This is a genomic window from Mycobacterium palustre (genome assembly GCF_002101785.1).
GTDB classification, from domain to species: domain Bacteria; phylum Actinomycetota; class Actinomycetes; order Mycobacteriales; family Mycobacteriaceae; genus Mycobacterium; species Mycobacterium palustre.
The window spans coordinates 1-16,999 of record NZ_LQPJ01000075.1; the positions used below are offsets into that span (position 1 = coordinate 1).

General features: G+C 66.4%; 17 protein-coding genes, 1 tRNA gene and 2 pseudogenes. 6 read left to right on the plus strand and 14 right to left on the minus strand.

Going from position 1 to position 16,999, the window contains the following annotated elements:
* From kasB to aceE, 6 genes and pseudogenes are all read right to left on the minus strand, one after another.
* Positions 1 to 692: pseudogene (gene kasB, locus AWC19_RS07500) on the minus strand (3-oxoacyl-ACP synthase KasB); the annotation flags it as partial.
* A gap of 35 nt (positions 693 to 727) precedes the next feature.
* Positions 728 to 1,978, minus strand: a complete 1,251-nt coding sequence (gene kasA, locus AWC19_RS07505; RefSeq protein WP_085077443.1) for a 3-oxoacyl-ACP synthase KasA — start codon at positions 1,976 to 1,978, stop codon at positions 728 to 730.
* Positions 1,975 to 2,322, minus strand: coding sequence for a meromycolate extension acyl carrier protein AcpM (gene acpM / locus AWC19_RS07510; protein ID WP_085077444.1), 348 nt, complete (start codon positions 2,320 to 2,322; stop codon positions 1,975 to 1,977). Before acpM ends, kasA begins: the two co-directional genes overlap by 4 nt.
* An 81-nt stretch (positions 2,323 to 2,403) precedes the next feature.
* Complete coding sequence (locus tag AWC19_RS07515) at positions 2,404 to 3,312, minus strand: ACP S-malonyltransferase (protein ID WP_085077445.1); 909 nt, start codon at positions 3,310 to 3,312, stop codon at positions 2,404 to 2,406.
* A 146-nt stretch (positions 3,313 to 3,458) separates the two neighbouring features.
* Positions 3,459 to 4,781, minus strand: coding sequence for a PucR family transcriptional regulator (locus AWC19_RS07520; RefSeq protein ID WP_085077446.1), 1,323 nt, complete (start codon positions 4,779 to 4,781; stop codon positions 3,459 to 3,461).
* A gap of 73 nt (positions 4,782 to 4,854) precedes the next feature.
* Complete coding sequence (aceE, locus tag AWC19_RS07525; RefSeq protein ID WP_085077447.1) at positions 4,855 to 7,647, minus strand: pyruvate dehydrogenase (acetyl-transferring), homodimeric type; 2,793 nt, start codon at positions 7,645 to 7,647, stop codon at positions 4,855 to 4,857.
* 140 nt (positions 7,648 to 7,787) lie between these two features.
* Between aceE and AWC19_RS07530 the strand changes: the two genes are divergently transcribed.
* The 4 genes from AWC19_RS07530 to AWC19_RS07545 all read left to right on the plus strand — a co-directional run bounded on the left by AWC19_RS07530 (position 7,788) and on the right by AWC19_RS07545 (position 9,487).
* Positions 7,788 to 8,378 carry a hypothetical protein gene (locus AWC19_RS07530; RefSeq protein WP_085077448.1) on the plus strand — a complete coding sequence of 197 codons (591 nt, stop codon included), beginning with the start codon at positions 7,788 to 7,790 and terminating at the stop codon, positions 8,376 to 8,378.
* 92 nt (positions 8,379 to 8,470) lie between these two features.
* Positions 8,471 to 8,893: a DUF3052 domain-containing protein gene (locus AWC19_RS07535; RefSeq protein ID WP_085077449.1), complete on the plus strand. Its 423-nt coding sequence runs from the start codon at positions 8,471 to 8,473 to the stop codon at positions 8,891 to 8,893.
* Complete coding sequence (locus AWC19_RS07540; protein WP_085077450.1) at positions 8,893 to 9,354, plus strand: peroxiredoxin; 462 nt, start codon at positions 8,893 to 8,895, stop codon at positions 9,352 to 9,354. Before AWC19_RS07535 ends, AWC19_RS07540 begins: the two co-directional genes overlap by 1 nt.
* A 58-nt stretch (positions 9,355 to 9,412) precedes the next feature.
* Positions 9,413 to 9,487 (plus strand) — tRNA-Val (locus tag AWC19_RS07545).
* 156 nt (positions 9,488 to 9,643) lie between these two features.
* On the opposite strand, the gene AWC19_RS28945 is transcribed toward AWC19_RS07545, so the two are convergent.
* The 5 genes from AWC19_RS28945 to AWC19_RS07555 form a co-directional block, all read right to left on the minus strand.
* A complete protein-coding gene (locus tag AWC19_RS28945; RefSeq protein ID WP_142281059.1) occupies positions 9,644 to 9,970 on the minus strand; it encodes a hypothetical protein in 327 nt (108 codons plus the stop codon).
* Positions 9,967 to 10,095, minus strand: coding sequence for a hypothetical protein (locus AWC19_RS31150; RefSeq protein ID WP_264072504.1), 129 nt, complete (start codon positions 10,093 to 10,095; stop codon positions 9,967 to 9,969). Before AWC19_RS31150 ends, AWC19_RS28945 begins: the two co-directional genes overlap by 4 nt.
* A 92-nt stretch (positions 10,096 to 10,187) precedes the next feature.
* Positions 10,188 to 11,045 (minus strand): trypsin-like peptidase domain-containing protein, encoded by an 858-nt coding sequence (locus AWC19_RS07550; protein ID WP_085077451.1) that lies wholly within the window; start codon positions 11,043 to 11,045, stop codon positions 10,188 to 10,190.
* Positions 11,046 to 11,170: 125 nt separating this feature from the next.
* The gene (locus tag AWC19_RS28950; protein WP_142281060.1) at positions 11,171 to 11,710 is read right to left on the minus strand and encodes a hypothetical protein; all 540 of its coding nucleotides are present in this window, start codon (positions 11,708 to 11,710) and stop codon (positions 11,171 to 11,173) included.
* A gap of 11 nt (positions 11,711 to 11,721) precedes the next feature.
* Positions 11,722 to 12,390, minus strand: coding sequence for a hypothetical protein (locus AWC19_RS07555; RefSeq protein ID WP_085077452.1), 669 nt, complete (start codon positions 12,388 to 12,390; stop codon positions 11,722 to 11,724).
* Positions 12,391 to 12,442: 52 nt separating this feature from the next.
* On the opposite strand from AWC19_RS07555, the gene AWC19_RS07560 reads away from it, so the two are divergent.
* Entirely contained in the window at positions 12,443 to 13,216 is a 774-nt protein-coding gene (locus AWC19_RS07560; protein WP_085077453.1) for a hypothetical protein, read from the plus strand.
* Positions 13,217 to 13,612: 396 nt separating this feature from the next.
* Here AWC19_RS07560 and AWC19_RS07565 read toward each other — a convergent pair whose 3' ends face one another.
* Positions 13,613 to 14,392, minus strand: a complete 780-nt coding sequence (locus AWC19_RS07565; RefSeq protein WP_085077454.1) for an ATP synthase subunit B family protein — start codon at positions 14,390 to 14,392, stop codon at positions 13,613 to 13,615.
* 212 nt (positions 14,393 to 14,604) lie between these two features.
* Here AWC19_RS07565 and AWC19_RS07570 point away from each other — a divergent pair, with 212 nt between their 5' ends.
* Positions 14,605 to 15,723: an epoxide hydrolase family protein gene (locus tag AWC19_RS07570; protein ID WP_085077464.1), complete on the plus strand. Its 1,119-nt coding sequence runs from the start codon at positions 14,605 to 14,607 to the stop codon at positions 15,721 to 15,723.
* A gap of 34 nt (positions 15,724 to 15,757) precedes the next feature.
* On the opposite strand, the pseudogene AWC19_RS07575 reads toward AWC19_RS07570, so the two are convergent.
* Positions 15,758 to 16,140 (minus strand): annotated as a pseudogene (locus tag AWC19_RS07575) (VOC family protein); the annotation flags it as partial.
* Positions 16,141 to 16,156: 16 nt separating this feature from the next.
* Positions 16,157 to 16,975, minus strand: a complete 819-nt coding sequence (locus tag AWC19_RS07580; protein ID WP_085077455.1) for an oxygenase MpaB family protein — start codon at positions 16,973 to 16,975, stop codon at positions 16,157 to 16,159.
* Positions 16,976 to 16,999: the final 24 nt, after the last annotated feature.

A 16,999-nucleotide genomic window follows, 5' to 3' on the forward strand; every position in this document is an offset into this window, starting at 1 on the left:
TCGAACGGGCGACAGGCGCCCTCGGGGTCGTCGTTCTTGGTCGACATCACGATGCGCATCTGGGCGAACGCCGCGATCGGCACGGCTTCGATCTTGGTCTCCACCCCACCGCAGATCGCGATGTCGGCCTCACCGAACACGATGTTGCGCCACGCCTGGGCGATGCCCTCCGAACCCGACGCACATGCCGAAACCGGCGTGATCACACCGGCTTTGGCGTGCCGCTCGAGGCCCACGGCCGCGGCCGCGCCGTTGGGCATGTACTTCTGCACACCCAGTGGGGAGACGGCCTTGATGCCACGGGCGCGCATGTCGTCGTAGCTGAAGACCATCTCTTCCGACGAGCCCATCCCGGTGCCGATGGAGACCATCAGCCGGTCGGTGTCGACCTCGGGCGAGCCGGCGTTCTCCCAGACCCGCCGGCTCAACACGGTGGACATCCGTTGCAGATATCCCATCCGGCGCAACTCGACGCGCGTCAGCTGGCTGTCGAATTCCTCCAACAGGTGCCCACCGATACGAACCGGGAGGTCGAACTCGTCGACGAACGGGTCGTCGAGCTTGCGAATGCCACTGTGGGCGTCCAGCAACAACTTCCAGGTGTTTTCGGCGTCGGTCGCCACTGCGGTCGTCATGGCGATGCCGGTGACGACGACATTCGGGAGCGTTTTCCCGGTAACCAGCTCTGTCATGGGTGTTGCCAAGGTTCCTTCCGTGCTGTGCGGCTCTAGTAGCGCCCGAATGCGAGCGCCACGTTGTGGCCGCCAAAGCCGAACGAGTTGTTGATCGCGTAACGGAATTCGCCGTAGCGAGGCTCGCCCGCGACAACATCCAGGTTGATCTGCGGATCAGGTGTCTCGTAGTTCAAGGTTGGCGGTATGACGCCGTCCCGAAGGGTCAATACCGTGAGGACAGATTCCAGCGCGCCGACCGCGCCGATGGAGTGGCCCAGCGCCGACTTGGGCGCATAGACCGCGGCCTTGTCGCAACCGGCCACCCGGATGGCGTTGGCCTCGGCGGTGTCACCGATCGGCGTCGCCGTGCCGTGCGCGTTGACGTGGTCAATGTCCTTGGGAGACAAGCCCGCAAGCTCCAGCGCCCGCGTCATCGCGCGGCCGGCGCGCACGCCGTCCGCCGCGGGGGCCACCATGTGGAAGGCGTCCGAGGTGATGCCGGCGCCCAGCAGCCGAGCCAGCGGCTTGGCACCGCGGGCCTTGGCGTGCTCCTCGGTCTCGATGAGCATGAGCGCCCCGGCCTCGCCGAAAACGAAGCCGTCGCGGTCCTTATCGAACGGGCGCGAGGCCCGCTCGGGCTCGTCGTTGCGGGTCGACATGGCGCGCATCATCGAGAACGCCGCGATGGGCAGTGCCTCGATGGGGCCCTCCACGCCGCCGCAGACGGCGACCTCGGCGTCGCCCATCACGATCTGGCGCCACGCGTGCGCGATGGCCTCCGAGCCCGACGAGCAGGCCGACACCGGGGTCATCACGCCGGCGCGGGCGCCGAGCTGCAGCCCGACGGTCGCCGCGGCGCCGTTGGGCATGATCATCTGAACGGCGAGCGGCGACACCTTGCGGGGGCCGCCCTCGTTCATCAGGTCATAGCTCTCCACGATCCGCTCGGCGCCACCCAGGCCGGTGCCGACCACGACCGAGAAGCGGTCGGGGTCGACCTCGGGGGTGCCCGCCGCCTCCCAGAGCTGACCCGACAGCAGCTTGGCCATCCGCTGGACGTAGGACATGCGCCGCAAATCGAGCCTGCCCATGTGGTTGTCGACGGGCTCCTTGAGGTGGCCACCGATCTTGACGGGCAGGTCCCACTTGGTGACGAACTCGTCTTCGAGGACGCGGATGCCGCTCTCGCCGGCCAACAAACCCTTCCACGTGCTCTCGACGTCCGGCGCGATCGACGTCGTCGCCGTGACGGCGGTTACCACAACGCTGGGGTAACCGCCATTGGCAGTGGAAGGCTTGGTCACTTGCTGTCCGCTTCCATCCTCGCCTTGACGTTGGCCACGGCCTCGGGGTTCTCGGACTCGATCTTGGCGCGCAGCGCCTCGGCGGCCTCGGGGTTCTCTTCCTCGAGTTTCTGGATGTAGGCGACGACGTCACCGACGGTACGCAGGCCGGCGAGGTCCTCGTCGGGGATCTTGACGCCGTACTTGTCCTCGGTCTGCACCGCGATCTCGACCATCGACAGCGAGTCGATGTCCAGGTCGTCGACGAACGACTTCTCCGGGGTGACCTCGGACGGCTCGATACCGGTCACCTCTTCGATGATCTCGGCGATACCGGCGATGATTTCTTCCTGAGTAACGGCCACGGCCTATTCCCTTCGTAATGTGTTGTGTGCAAATCGGATTGACGTTTGCAGTTGTGATTGTTCCTGGCAGAAGCGGGCGGTCTAAATGTTGGCCAACTCGTCCAGATCTGCGGGCGACTTGACGGCACGCGCCGTAACCCCCCGAAGTTCGCGCTTGGCGATACCGGTCAGAGTGCCCGCGGGCGGGAACTCCACGATCGCCGTCAGGTCGTGCTCACGCATGGTTTCCGTGCACAGGTCCCAGCGCACCGGCTGGGTCAGCTGAGCGACGAGCGTGTCCATCGCGGCCGCCGCCGACTTGACCGGCTTTCCGTCGCGGTTGGACAGCAGCGTGGCGGTGGGCTCGGCGGTGGCGATCGCGGCCGCCGCAGCGGCGTAGCCGTCCAAAGCCGGAGCCATGTACTTGGTGTGGAACGCCCCGGCCACGCCCAGGGCGCGCACCCGCGCCCTGGGCGGCGGGTCCTCGGCGAGCTTCTCCAGCGCCCCGAGCGGGCCCGCGGCGACGATCTGGCCCGCGGCGTTGCGGTTGGCGGGGAACAGCTCGAGCTGCTCGAGGCGGCTCAGCACCTCGGCCTCGTCGCCGCCGAGCACCGCGGACATGCCGGTGGGCTCGAGGGCGCAGGCCTTGGCCATCTCGGCGCCGCGGGTGGCGGCCAGCGAGACGGCGTCGTCGGCGCCGATGACGCCGGCGATCGCGTAGGCCGCGATCTCACCGACCGAGTGGCCGGCCACGATCAGGTCGGAGTCGGCGAGCAGGCCGCGGCGGGTCATCTCCTGGTGGGCGAGCAGCGTGGTCGCCACGACCAGGGGCTGCGTGACGGCGGTGTCGGTGATCTCCTCCGTCGACGCCGTGGTGCCCAGGCGCACCAGGTCGAGGCCACTGGCCTTCGACCACAGGGCCAACTGGTCGGCTGCGCCCGGCAGCTCCAGCCATGGCGACAGCATCCCCTCCGTCTGCGCACCCTGTCCGGGCGCAAGCAATGCGATCACGTGTCTAAGAGAACACTGTGGAAACGGTTTTGGCGGGTGTAACAGATTATGAACCTCGTCTTAGGTTTTTGTATACACCTTACAAAATCGCTCTTGAAGCTACCCGTTTGATATCGTGCCGCGACCTGTGCGCTGGGTCACTCGCGCTAGGCCGAGCCGGCGATACCCCCTCTGACCGGCGGCGGAACCGGTGCCACCGTGGTGCTGGCGGCGCTGGGAGGCTGCGTCGGGTAGTTGAGCTGGCCCACCGTCGAGGCCACTCGCAGGACATATGCGTCGCGGGGCTGGGTCGGATCGCGCCCCGTGAAGTCGGTGATGCGCTTGAGTCGGTAGCGCACGGTGTTTGGATGAACGAACAACTTCCTGGCGCAAGCTTCAATCGCGCCGCCAGAATCTAAGAAAGCGTCAAGGGTTTCGACCAGCGTGGGGCCCGCTTCGGCCAGCGGCCCCATCACGTCGGTGTGCAGCGCGACGATCGCCGACGCATCGCCCATCAAGGCCCGCTCGGGCAGCAGTTCCCGCGCCAGCACGGGCCGCGGCGCGCCGCGCCAGCCCGCCACGGCGTTCATCCCGGAGATCGCCTCGCTGGCGCTGTGGTAGGCCGCGGTGAGCATCGGCGCCGTGGGCCCGATGACCACCGGGCCGTCGGAGAACGCATTCAGTAGGTCCCCCAGGAATTTATCGGTCGGTGACAAATGACCCGACACGATCGCCACCAGCCAGGTGCCGTGCACGTCGGTGAGCGCCGCGCGGCCATGCTTGGCGGCGATGTCGCGGACGTCCTGGCTGGCGCGCTGGGTGCCGCCCGCGCCGTCCGAACCGTCGTGGCCGGGCACCGGGATGCCGACCACCACCGTCGCCGGCGCCGTCGTGTCCCAATTCAGCGCCGCAGCCCGCGACAACAGTTCGGGCCCGGTGTCGCCGCGGACGACGGCGTCGACGACGCTGGCCTCCATCCGGCTGTCCCAGGTGCCGCGCGCCTCGGCGGCGTCGGCGTACTCGCCGGCGAAGGTGAAGGCCAAATCGCGGCTGTACTTTAAGATCCCGACGGTCAGCGCCGTCAGCTGCTCCTCGGAGCGGGCGACCAGCGGCACGACCTCCTCGAAGAACTCCATGGTGACCCGCACCATGTCCACGCTGTGGCGCAGCGCGATCCGGCGGGTCACGTCCTGGGGCACCAGCTCGAAGGCCTGCGCGGTGTAGCTGACGTTGCTGTGCGGGTCGTGCATCCACTCGACGAAGTTGACGACGGCCGTCTGCACCACCAGCGCCACGCTGGCCCGCTGGGAGGCCTCCAGGTCGGCGAAGAACGGCAGCCGCTCGTGCATCGCCGAGACCGCCTCGGTGGCCAGCCGTCCCGAGTACTGCTTGAGCCGGCGCAGCAGCGATTCGGGCACCGTGTTGAGCAGCTCCAGCGGCGACCGCGGCCGGTTGGAGGCGAACGGGCCGGCGAAGGGATTGTCGTTCACCCCTAAAACCTACGCCAGTTTTCTGGCAGATTCCGCCAAGGCGTGGCCGGGTCGGCGGGGGGACGTTGGGCCGTCAGGTCGCGGTGCCGGCGTCGCCGGACTGCCCCGCCGCGGCCTGCACGTCGTCGATCCGGTACTGGCGGGCGGCCGCGACGGGCACCGACGGGTCGATCTCGCCGTCGCGCGCCAGCGCCTCGAGCACCGCGACGACCTGCGATTCGGCGTCGGTGTTGAAGAAGCGCCGCGCGGCCGGGCGGGTATCGGAGAACCCGAAGCCGTCGGTGCCCAGCGTGACGAAGGTGCCCGGCACCCACGGCCGGATCTGCTCGGGCACGGCGCGCATCCAGTCCGAAACGGCGATCACCGGGCCGCCGGCGTCCTGCAGGGCCTGCGTCACGTAGGGGGTGCCGGCCGGCCGGTCCGGGTGGCGCAGCTTGGCTTTCTCGACGGCCACGCCGTCGCGGTTCAGCTCGCTCCAGCTGGTCACCGACCACACGTCGGCGGCGACGTCCCATTCGGCGGCCAGCAGCTCGGCCGCCTTCAGCGCGGCGGGCATGGCGACTCCGGAGGCCAGCAGCTGCGCCTTGCTGGACCGCTGCTCGGTGGCGGCCCGGTAGCGGTAGAGGCCGCGCAGCAGGCCCTCGGGATCGAAGTTCTCCGGCTCGGGCGGCTGCACGTAGGGCTCGTTGTAGACGGTGATGTAGAAGAACACGTCCTCGGGGTTCTCGCCGAACATGCGCGCCAGGCCGCTCTCCACGATGTAGGCGATCTCGAAGGCGAACGCCGGGTCGTAGGCGACCACCGCCGGGTTGGTGGCCGCCAGCAACAGCGAGTGGCCGTCGTTGTGTTGCAGGCCCTCACCGGTCAGCGTGGTGCGGCCCGCGGTGGCCCCGAGCAGAAAGCCGCGCGCCATCTGGTCGGCGGCGGCCCACAGCCCGTCGCCGGTGCGCTGGAACCCGAACATGGAATAGAAGATGTAGATCGGGATCATCGGCTCGTTGTGCGTGGCGTAGGAGGTGCCGGCCGCGATGAACGAGCCCACCGAACCGGCCTCGTTGATGCCCTCGTGCAGGATCTGGCCGACCTCGCTTTCCTTGTAGGCCAGCATCAGGTCGGCGTCCACGGCGGTGTACAGCTGACCCAGCCGGTTGTAGATCTTCAGCGACGGGAACCACGAGTCCATCCCGAAGGTGCGCGCCTCGTCGGGGATGATCGGCACGATGCGCGGCCCAATTTCCTTGTCGCGCATCACTTCTTTGAACGTCCGCACGGTCGCCATGGTGGTGGCGACCTCCTGGTTGCCCGAGCCCTTCTTCAGGGCCTTGTAGGTGTCGCGGCCGGGAAGCCGCAGCGCCTTGGCCTTGGTGCGGCGCTCGGGCACGAAGCCGCCCAGCGTGCGGCGCCGGTCGAGCATGTAGCGGATCTCCGGGGCGTCCGGGCCGGGGTGATAGTAGGGCGGAAGGTAGGGATCCTCCTCGAGCTGGGCGTCGCTGATCGGGATGCGCATCGAGTCGCGGAAGGCTTTAAGGTCTTCCAGCGCAAGCTTTTTCATCTGGTGCGTGGCGTTGCGGCCCTGGAAGTGCGCGCCCAGTGAGTAGCCCTTGATCGTCTTGGCCAAAATCACCGTCGGCTGGCCCTTGTGGTCGACGGCCGCGCGGTAGGCGGCGTAGACCTTGCGGTAGTCGTGGCCGCCGCGCTTGAGGTTCCAGATCTCCGAATCGGTCATGTGCTCGACGAGCGCCTTGGTGCGCGGGTCGCGGCCGAAGAAGTGGTCTCGCACGTAGCCGCCGTCGTTGGCCTTGTATGTCTGGTAGTCCCCGTCGGGGGTGGTGTTCATCAGGTTCACCAGTGCGCCGTCGCGGTCGGCGTGCAGCAGGGCGTCCCACTCGCGGCCCCATACCACCTTGATGACGTTCCAGCCGGCGCCGCGGAAGAACGACTCGAGCTCCTGGATGATCTTGCCGTTGCCACGCACCGGGCCGTCGAGGCGCTGCAGGTTGCAGTTGATCACGAAGGTGAGGTTGTCCAGGCCTTCCAGCGCGCCGACGTGCGCGAGCCCGCGGCTCTCGGGTTCGTCCATTTCGCCGTCGCCCAAAAAGCACCACACGTGCTGATCGGAGGTGTCCTTGATGCCGCGGTCGTGCAGGTAGTGGTTGAACCGCGCCTGGTAGATGGCGTTGAGCGGGCCGAGCCCCATCGACACGGTGGGAAACTCCCAGAAGTCGGGCATCAGCCGTGGGTGCGGGTAGGACGGCAACCCGCCGCCGGGATGGCTGTGCTCCTGGCGGAAACCGTCGAGCTGGTCGGCGCTGAGCCGGCCTTCCAAGAAGGCGCGCGCGTAAATGCCGGGGGAGGCGTGGCCCTGGATGAACACTTGGTCGCCGCCGCCGGGGTGCGACTTGCCGCGGAAGAAGTGGTTGAAGCCGACCTCGTACAGCGCCGCCGACGAGGCGTAGGTCGAAATGTGGCCGCCCACGCCGATTCCCGGGCGCTGGGCGCGGTGCACCATGATGGCGGCGTTCCAGCGGATCCAGGTGCGGTAGCGGCGTTCGACGTCCTCGTCGCCGGGGAACCACGGTTCCAGCTCGGTGGGGATGGTGTTGACGTAGTCGGTCGACGTGAGCGACGGGATCGCCACCCGCTGCTCGCCTGCCCGCTCCAGCAGCCGCAGCATCAGGTAGCGCGCCCGCGCCGGGCCCGAGCGCGCCAGCAATTCGTCGAAGGATTCGAGCCACTCCGAGGTTTCCTCGGGGTCGATGTCGGGCAGGTAGGACGCCACACCTTCGCGGATCACCCGAACGCGGTCGGGTTCGCTTGCGCTGCTTGGGTTTTTGGCTAGATCGTGGCGGGCGAACTCGGTGGTCAACTTCCGCTCCTGTAGTCGGCGATTTCGCTGTGTGCGTGCTCTCCCCCTATCGTGCCGCACCGGCGTGATCGGTGGGTAGCCGAGACCGACACGGTGTCTATGGGGGCGGTCCGGATCGCCACCCGGTAACGTCAGCAACCGTGCTCATCGGATGGCGTGCCGTCCCTCGCGCGCAGGTGGGGGATCTTCGCAAGCGAGGTGCCTTGGCGCTCGGCTGTGTCGCGGCGGTGGTGATGGGCATCGTCGGCTGTACGACCGTGACGAAAGGCACGGCGACCCCCGATACGAACGTCGCCCCGGCGTACCGGCAGTCGGTGTCGGCGTCGGTGTCGGCCTCATCGGCGACGTCGAGGATCCGGGAGTCGCAGCGGCAGCAATCGCTGACCACCAGGGCGGTGCACAGCTCGTGCGACTCGCTGGCCACCACCAGCAAAGACGCGATCGACAAGGTGAACGCCTACGTCTCGGCGTTCAACGCGGGCCACAACACCGGTCCGACCGAAGGCCCGGCCATCGGCGCGCTCAACGACAGCGCGACCACCGTCTCCAACAGCTTCAGCGACGCGCTGTCCCAGCAGCTGAAGGACGCGTTCAACGCCTACATCGACGCCGCGCGCGGGGTGGCCAACGCCATCGGCACCCACGCGTCGATACCGGAGTTCAACAAGCGCGTCGACCAGCTCAACGACACCAAGACCAAGGCGCTGAAACTCTGCCTGGCGTCGTTCTGATGCGCGCGGCGAGCCAAGGGTATGGACCGCGTTCTGGCTGTGCGACGATAATTCGAATCGCACGTGCGCGGATGGTTTAAGGAGGCTTCACGGTGGTCGCGGCGGATCACGCCCCGAGCTACGCTCGCAAGCTGGGCATCCAACGAGACCAAGTCGTCCAGGAATGGGGCTGGGACGAAGACACCGACGACGAGATCCGCGCTGCGGTCGAGGAAGCCTGCGGCAGTGAGTTGCTCGACGAGGACAGTGACGAGGTCACCGACGTCGTGCTGCTGTGGTGGCGCGAGGGCGACGGCGACCTGGTGGACACCCTGATGGACGCGATCAGCCCGCTGGCCGAGGACGGCGTGATCTGGGTGCTGACGCCCAAGACCGGAAAGCCGGGGCACGTGCCGCCCGCCGAGATCGCCGAGGCGGCCCCCACCGCCGGCCTGATGCCGACGTCGTCGGTCAACCTCGGGGACTGGAGCGCCAGCCGGCTGGTGCAGCCGAAGTCCCGGGCCGGGAAGCGTTGATGCTGCCCGTCGGCGCCACCGCCCCCGACTTCACATTGCGCGACCAAAATCACCAGCCCGTCACCCTGAGTTCGTTCCGCGATGCCCGCAACGTGTTGTTGGTGTTCTTCCCGCTGGCGTTCACCGGCATCTGCCAGGGCGAGCTGGACCGGTTGCGCGACCACCTGCCGGACTTCGAGAACGACGACACCGTGGTCCTGGCGATCTCGGTGGGGCCACCCCCCACGCACAAGATCTGGGCCCTGGAGAGCGGCTACACCTTCCCGGTGCTGTCGGATTTCTGGCCGCACGGCGCCGTCAGCCAGGCCTACGGCGTGTTCAACCCCGACGCCGGCTATCCCAATCGCGGTACCTTCGTCGTCGACCGTTCGGGGATAATCCGGTTTGCCGAGATGAAGCAGCCCGGTGAGTCCCGCGACCAGCGGCTGTGGACCGAGGCGCTGGCGGCGTTGCGAACCTGAGTTTTGGGGCTTGGGTTCCCGGCGGGTAGCCTGCGGCGGACCCGTTTCCCCGGGTTCAGGGCGCGTAGCTCAGTGGTAGAGCTCTGGTTTTACACACCAGCGGTCGGCGGTTCGATACCGTCCGCGCCCACCAGTAAAAATCCCAGCTAGACAGCAATTTCAACGCGATGGCAGCCTACCGCGGTCGACTGATCGACGCGCCGAGTTTCCGAGAAGTTGCCAATGGGGCCGACTAAGAGGGGTCATGCGTGAGAACGGTTGCCTATCAGGCTCCGCTGTTGTGATCGATCTATCCCTTTGCCGCACCGACAGAAATCACCAATGTCGCAGCAGCAGTAAAAGCTATGGCAGCAACCAGGAAACGGCCGGACGGGTTGATTTTTTCGAGGGCCTCGGCAAGTTTGGCAATCGCTTCAATGGGCAGCCCGCCAGCTTGAGGTTGCAGTGGGTTCTGCGTCCCGGCGGTCGAGGTTGGCGCGACCGCATTTTTGGCGAAATCTCGTACCCTTGCCGCTGCTTTCCAGTCGGTGATGCCAAAGAAAATCGCTAGTCCGAGGCTGGCTGCTGCTGCGATGACACAAAATACGAGGAATGAATTGGCAACGCCTGTGTTCATCGTTGGGCGGTACTACTACCCAACGGAACAGGCCGGGGCAGCCGTTTGATCTTCGTCCGCACCCCAGCGATCTGGGTGGGGAACGCGACAACCTCGATGTCGTCGGGAACGTAGAAGGTTGTCACACCCGCTTCGTCGTCATACTTCCAGGTCAGAAGCTCGCCTCGCGCCATTCGGCGGCGGGCAAAGGTCTCGATCGCTCGTCTCACTCTTGCCGTCATCGCAAGACGGCCCCCGTTGCTCGTAGTAAGTATTCGATGTCTTGTATCACCGTGTAGACGCCAGGATAACCAGCGACGACCTGGCCGACAACTTGGCCGGAGCGGTTCAGTACAGCTGCACCAGAGTCCCCACCTGCGGATATGGCGTGTTGGGTTAACATGGCCTCACCCCAGTTTCCGCAATCGGGGCTGACACTCGCCATAGAACACCCAACTGCTTGAAGATGAGAGCTTAGACCGCTGGTCACTGAGCCGTGCGCGGTTACGACATCCCATTCCTTAGCCGGAGCCGCCGTCAGCGAGTGCGCCGGTTCGCTCTGGTCACTGAGTTGGATGAACGCCACGTCGGCGACGTCAGTACCGGCCGGAATCTTATTTCCGTTGGTGTCGTACTGATAGCACATGCGCTGCGTCACGATGCCGACCTCGACACCGGATGGCTCGTAAGCGCGAACCGGTTGACCCTTAAGCAGAGGACAGACATGCCCGGCGGTGAGAACCCCCTTCGTCCCGCTTCTATCAACATGCACCCCAAACGTGCCAGGTCCTAGTGGACCGCCGCAGTGGGCGGCTGTACCGAGGGCGACTTGCGGCAGAGGTCGAGGCAGGGCGATCAAACGAACGGGTTGGAGTTGGGAAAGAAGCTCTCGGACAAATGATTCAGACAGAAGGCGGTCAAATGAGTCTGACTGCTTAATCATCGAGCCTGCACTGTCGGTTTCGTGAAATTCATTGTCCTCAAAGGTCATATGCCCGACAAGCGGCAGCCGCCATTCCAGAAGCAACAGGGGCATAGGCATTTTGCCTGCACCGATCCCAAACCCGAGGAGCCCGCTGCCGACCATGTGGCTCATTTCCTTTGACAGGATTGTCCGTCGGTAGGCAACGTCTGGGTCGGACTCAGCTAACAATTCGGAAGCAAGGACCACAAGGCGACACGGTACCGAATAATCGTCGCGCCATCGTGTAATCCGGCGCGTTATTTGAGTAACGTCTGTGAAACACCCTTAGCTGGTATTACGCCAGATAGGCCCGCCGCAGCTCCGCCGGAGTCGGAGCAGCATTGCAGTGTCACCCGAACAGCGATGCGCCGACCGTGCGCAGCTCGTCGGCTTTCACGTCCGCAGCGGCGCTGCGCGAGGACGCCGGGCTGCGAGGTCATGGAGTCGGTAAACAACGGAGCCATGCGCCCGCACTGTTCGCACTCCGCGCAGCCGCGGAAGTCGACCTTGCCGAGTTCGTAGAGCGTCGCCACGCGGGGCGGTAGGTGTGCTAGCACAGCGTCGGCTTCGTCATCGGACATCGGACGCTCAACGCCGGTGCAACGGCGGCAGCCGCAGCCGTGACCGTCGCTGTCGGCTGGCTCGGGCTCGGCGATCAGGAACGCGCGCAGCGCATCTCGGCCACCACGCGCGAGGCGTCCCTCGGAGTCGGCGTAGGTGCAGATAGCGGCGTGATGGCATACCGCCACGTCGTCGGGGTCGGCGCTGCATGGCAGCTTGTCGTCGTGGTTGCCCATGTCCGTCACATTTACCCGCCGCCTATCCGCCGGGTCATCCAGGCTGGGGGCTCGGAGAACATGCCCCGGCGCGCACGGTCAATCGGGCTGACAAAGCTCACCTGACCGCCGTTGGTCAGTACATCGTGCGCGATAACCGCTGCCGCAATACAGTCGGGTTGATGCTGCGTCGCCTGCCACCGTGTGGCTTGCCCCTCAAAGCTGGGTAAATGCCCGACCAGGCGCACCGTGCCGGTTTCGAGCCCTTGAATCAGCTTGGCGCTGTGGGCCATCGCATCATCCCGCCCGCGACCGCTACGGTTGTTGCGCGGCGGCCACGGCGTGGCGCGGATCGGGTGAGGCAGACGGTAGCGGCGCATCGTCGTGTTGAGCACCGACAGGTATCCCTCGCGCGCGATATACGTCTCGACCGCTATCTCACTCGCGCCGGTGTCGATGGCGAGTTCCACCGCGGCTCTTGCCCACTGTTCAGGTGTCAGCGGTTTGCTAATGTCACGATGCACAACCACCACGCCCTCGGTGGTCAGGCTGGCCGCGATGATGCCCGCCGCGTCGCCCTGGCCGCTATCGCTGGGGTCGATGGCGACCACGGTGCGAACCGGGTTGCCGGGCATCACGGACAACCGCCAGGAGTCCAGCTCTGGACCGCCAAAGCGGCCGGGTTTGATCCCACGCAGCACCGAGAGGCTGCGTAGAGGCGATTCAACCCGGGCCGTTCGCTACGGTGCATCGGTGGGCGATGAACGCCATTCCGAGAGGTATCTGCGCGGGGTCATCGAACTCCTGCACGGAGTCGAGCTAGAACAATTCGACCGGGACGGACGCCCGCGGGCGGTCGATTACGTGTTCACATCGCCCGACGGGACGACCGGAGCCGTCGAAATGACCACCTATCGCGACGGCCGGGCAGCCGCACTGCAATCCAAGTTGAACCGCGACGGCAAGACGATCACCTGCGACAGCCCGCGCGGCTGGGCCGTCACGGTCGAACTCGGCACGAAACTCGATCATCTGCGGAGACGACTGCCGCCCGTCATCGCAGCGTGTGATCGTCACGGCGTCGATGACCCCATGCGGCTACCAACGAGCGAATTCGGCGCGGATGTCCAGTGGTTCGTGTTGGGGGAGCTGCGCTTGTCGCCCAGCCCGTTGTCTGCGCCCGGCACGGTGGAGGTGCGACTGCCGCCGAGAGTGAGCTTTCCCCGCAATGAGAATCTGGACCACGACCTAGACCGGATGCTGGCCGACGAGGGGATCATGTCGAAGCTGGCCAAGCTGCGGGACCACCAGGGCGTCAGCGAGCGGCACCTTGCGGTCGGGGTGCACCTCTACGGCTCCGGCTTCGATCTGTTCGACCAGCTGCTGACAGAGCGCGGGTACGTGCCCCGCTACGCCCTACCCGACGACTTCGCCGCAACGCACGTATGGATCACCGGCGGCTACCGGCCGGTGCTGACGTGGACTCGCCCCGGCGGGTGGGTGTGGCGGTCACTCCCTACCGTTTAGTGGCACACCGCTCGGTTGTGCTGGCCAAAGTCGCCCGAACGCCCGTTCGTCAGATTGCCGCCAAGTTGCCAAGAAAGTCCGAAACGAGGCAGACACAGCGCACACCATGTACATGCAAAACGGCGCTGAACTGCACATAGTGGACACCGTAGAACGCCTGTTCACTTTCTCTGGTCCCTTTACACACCAGCGGTCGGCGGTTCGATACCGTCCGCGCCCACTTTCGCGTGGTGTTCCTTCGCGCGTGGCCCCGCGCCGCTGAGTAGTGCGTTACTTGTGCTCTGCGCACTTCGCTCGCGCAGGTGAGGGCCCGCACGCCCAACTCATCGCGCGTTGACGCCAAGTGGGAGAGGCAATTTCGCGCGAAGGTGGACGGCGGGCATGCCCTTGTCGCGACTACGCGAGGCCGTGCACGGAATCGGGGTTTCGTTTGATCTTCTGGTCCAACGGCACCACGACGCCCGGCTCCCCCGCATTGTTTCGTTCTTCGTATGCCGACTCAAGGGCGGCCGGAACGGCTTCCAGGTCGCGGTATACCCGCATCAGTTGCTCGAGGATCCTGATCCGCTGCTGATGCGCCTCGTCCACCACCCGGCGTGCCTCCTCGCGGCAACGCTCGGCTTCCCGCTTCGCGTCGGCGAGCAGCAGGTCGCGCTCCTGCTGGGCGTCCTGCCACGCCTTCTCGATCGTCGACCGGGTTTCGGCGCGCATCCTGGCCAGTTCGGCTTCGAGCTTTTTCTTGGCGTCCGCGTACTCGGCTTCCAGCGCTTTGCGCTCCTCGGCCATGTCTGTCAGCCGCTCCTGGTGTTCTCGCCGGGCGTCTTCGGCCCCGGCCGTGGCTGCCGCCATCATCGCCTCCGCCTCGGCCCGCGCCTCGGCGTGCATCTCGGAAATCTCGTCGACCGCCCGCTGCACCATCTTGGCCATGCGACGCTGCATCGCCTGGGGGGAAGGCGAAGACTCGGTGAGGACGGCGACCTCGTCGGTGAGGACGGCGACCTCGATCCGCAGCCCCGCCGCTTCGTCGCAGGCTTCCTTGAGTCTCGCCCGGAGGTTCTCGATGTCGTCGAGCAGCACCTGCTGCTTGGTGATGAGGTTCCCGATGTACGCGTCAACCTGGGTCGGATCGTAGCCCCTGAAGATGAGGGGGAATGTTTTTGGCGTTTCGGTAATCATCGCAGTCCCATTCTGGAAATGCCTGGTAGACCGATAAGACCTATCGAGCCGATTATCTCACGGTTACGCATAACGGGGCCAATGCCTCCGACGCTAATTTCACGGGCATTCGCGTGGAGCGTCTTGCGTTGTTGGCGATCTGCCGAATATGGCAAGGTCTGACGAGTGGGCGAGCGACCCGCGATCACGGACGACCACGAATGGTGAACCCCATGAAGCCCTTTCGCATCGACGTCCCCGACGATGTCTTGCAGGATTTGCGATCGCGGTTGGCCCGCACCCGCTGGCCCGAGGCCGAATGCGTCGACGACTGGAGCCAGGGCATCCCGCTGGCCTACACCCGCGAGCTGGCCGGCTATTGGGCCAACGACTACGACTGGCGCTCTCGGGAGGCCGCGCTGAACCGCTTCGACCAGTTCGTCACCGACATCGACGGGCTGGACATCCATTTCATCCACCAGCGCTCGCCGCACGACAATGCCTTCCCGCTGGTGATCACCCACGGGTGGCCGGGCTCGATCGTGGAGTTCCACAAGGTGATCGAGCCGCTGACCAATCCGGCGTCGGGACGGGCCGAGGACGCTTTCCACGTGGTGTGCCCGTCGCTTCCGGGCTACGGCTTTTCCGGCAAGCCGACCCGCACCGGCTGGGGCGTCGAAAAGATCGCCTCGGCGTGGGAGACGCTCATGCTGCGCCTCGGCTACGAGCGCTACGGCGCGCAGGGCGGCGACTGGGGTGCCGCGGTCACCACCCAGATGGGCCGCAACGGCGGCCACTGCGCGGCCATCCACGTCAACATGCCGATCGGGCGACCCACGCCCGAAGCCTTGAAGGACCCCACCGCGGAGGAGCAGCGAGCCCTGGCCGCGCTGGCCGACCACCGCAAGTGGGGCACCGGCTACTCCAAGCAGCAGTCCACCCGGCCCCAGACGCTGGGGTACGGGCTGGTCGATTCGCCGGTGGGGCAGCTGGCTTGGATCGTCGAAAAGTTCTGGGCCTGGGCGGATTGCGACGGCCATCCCGAGAACGCGTTCAGCCGCGACGAGCTGCTCGACAACGTGATGGTGTACTGGGTCACCGGCACCGGCGCCTCATCGGCCCGCTTGTACTGGGAGAGTTTCAATGTGTGGGGGCAGCTGGACCGGGTCGACTTGCCCACGGGCGTCGCCGCTTTCCCCAAGGAGCTGCTCAAGGCGCCGCGGCGCTGGTGCGAGCCGGTCTACAACATCACACACTGGACGGACATGCCGCGCGGCGGGCATTTTGCCGCGTTCGAGCAGCCGGAGCTGTTCGTCGACGACGTTCGCGCGTTCTTCGCGACGATTCGCTGAGACCCCGTCGGCCGCAAGGGATATGCGTCAGGTTCGGCGGCGCGAAGAATTCCAGGGCGATGCCGTCGGGGTCGCGGAAGCTCAGCCCCGAACCGTACGGCGCGTCCATGATGCCGCCGTGCTCGATGCCCAATTCATCCAGGCGCGTGGCCCACTTTTCCAGCTCCCCGCCGTCGGCGCCGCCGAAGCCGACATGGTCCGGGCCGACGCGCAGCTCGCCGAAGGCCTCGTCGGGGGCGGCCGGTCGTGCTGGTGGATGCCGAACACCGTCCGGCCATTGAGCATCCAGATGTCGGAAGCCGGCGTCGGTGCGCTCGTCGAGTATGGGCTCGGCGCCGAAAGGCGCCGATGCCATTGTCCGCTGACCTCGAGGTCACGCACCGTGACCGCCACGTGGTTGAGCGCGGGGAAAGCCATTCGACCGACTCTAGCCCTAGACGATGCGCTGGCCACGTCGGGCCCGAGACCGCATGTCCCACAAGTAAAGCCGGTAACCGAAGAGCCACGCCCGATGGGGGATCACCCGATCCGCCAGCCGCAGCGCGGCCAGCAGCCACTCGAAGCGCCGTTGCTGGCCCGGCGACCACCCGAGGCGCATCATCGCGCGGAACTCGGGCGCCAGGAACCCCGTCGTCGCGAACAGGTTGAACGGCCCCGCCAGCACCCGCAGCGGCCACGGCAGAAACGCCAGCGACGCGACCCCACGCAAGTGTTCGCGCACTGGCGGGTCGATGCGTAGCTCGTCGAGGGAGTGCTTCCAGTATTCGTCGAACGCGCTGCGGTCGGATGGCCACATGCGCTCGGGCACCTGCAGCGTGGTGCCCAACCGTTTGGCGTCGCGATAGACGGCGTCGGCGCTGGCCGGGTCCTCGAGGTCCAGCGGGCCGTACAAGAAATCGTGCTGGTCGACGTAATAGCGGTACAGGCAGGCGGCCACCCACAGCTGCAGTTTGGGGTCAAAGGCGTTGTAGGACACCGGGCTCGACGACGTCGAGCGAACCTGCCGGTGGGCGACGTCCACGGCGCCGCGAATCAGCGCCCGGTCCGACTCGGTGCCGATGCTTGCGACGGCCAGGTAGGTCCCGGTGGTGCGGGCCCGCTTGAACGGGTGCTTGAACACGTTGCCGCTGTCCACCGGGCTTTCCAGCACGCCGTAACCGACACCCGGGAGCGAGAGCTGCATGACCACGTTTGCCGCCGGCAACAGCATCGCCGCCGGGTTGAGCAGGTCGGCAATGCGGGTCGCGGGCATGCAACCGAGTAGACCACGTGTGAG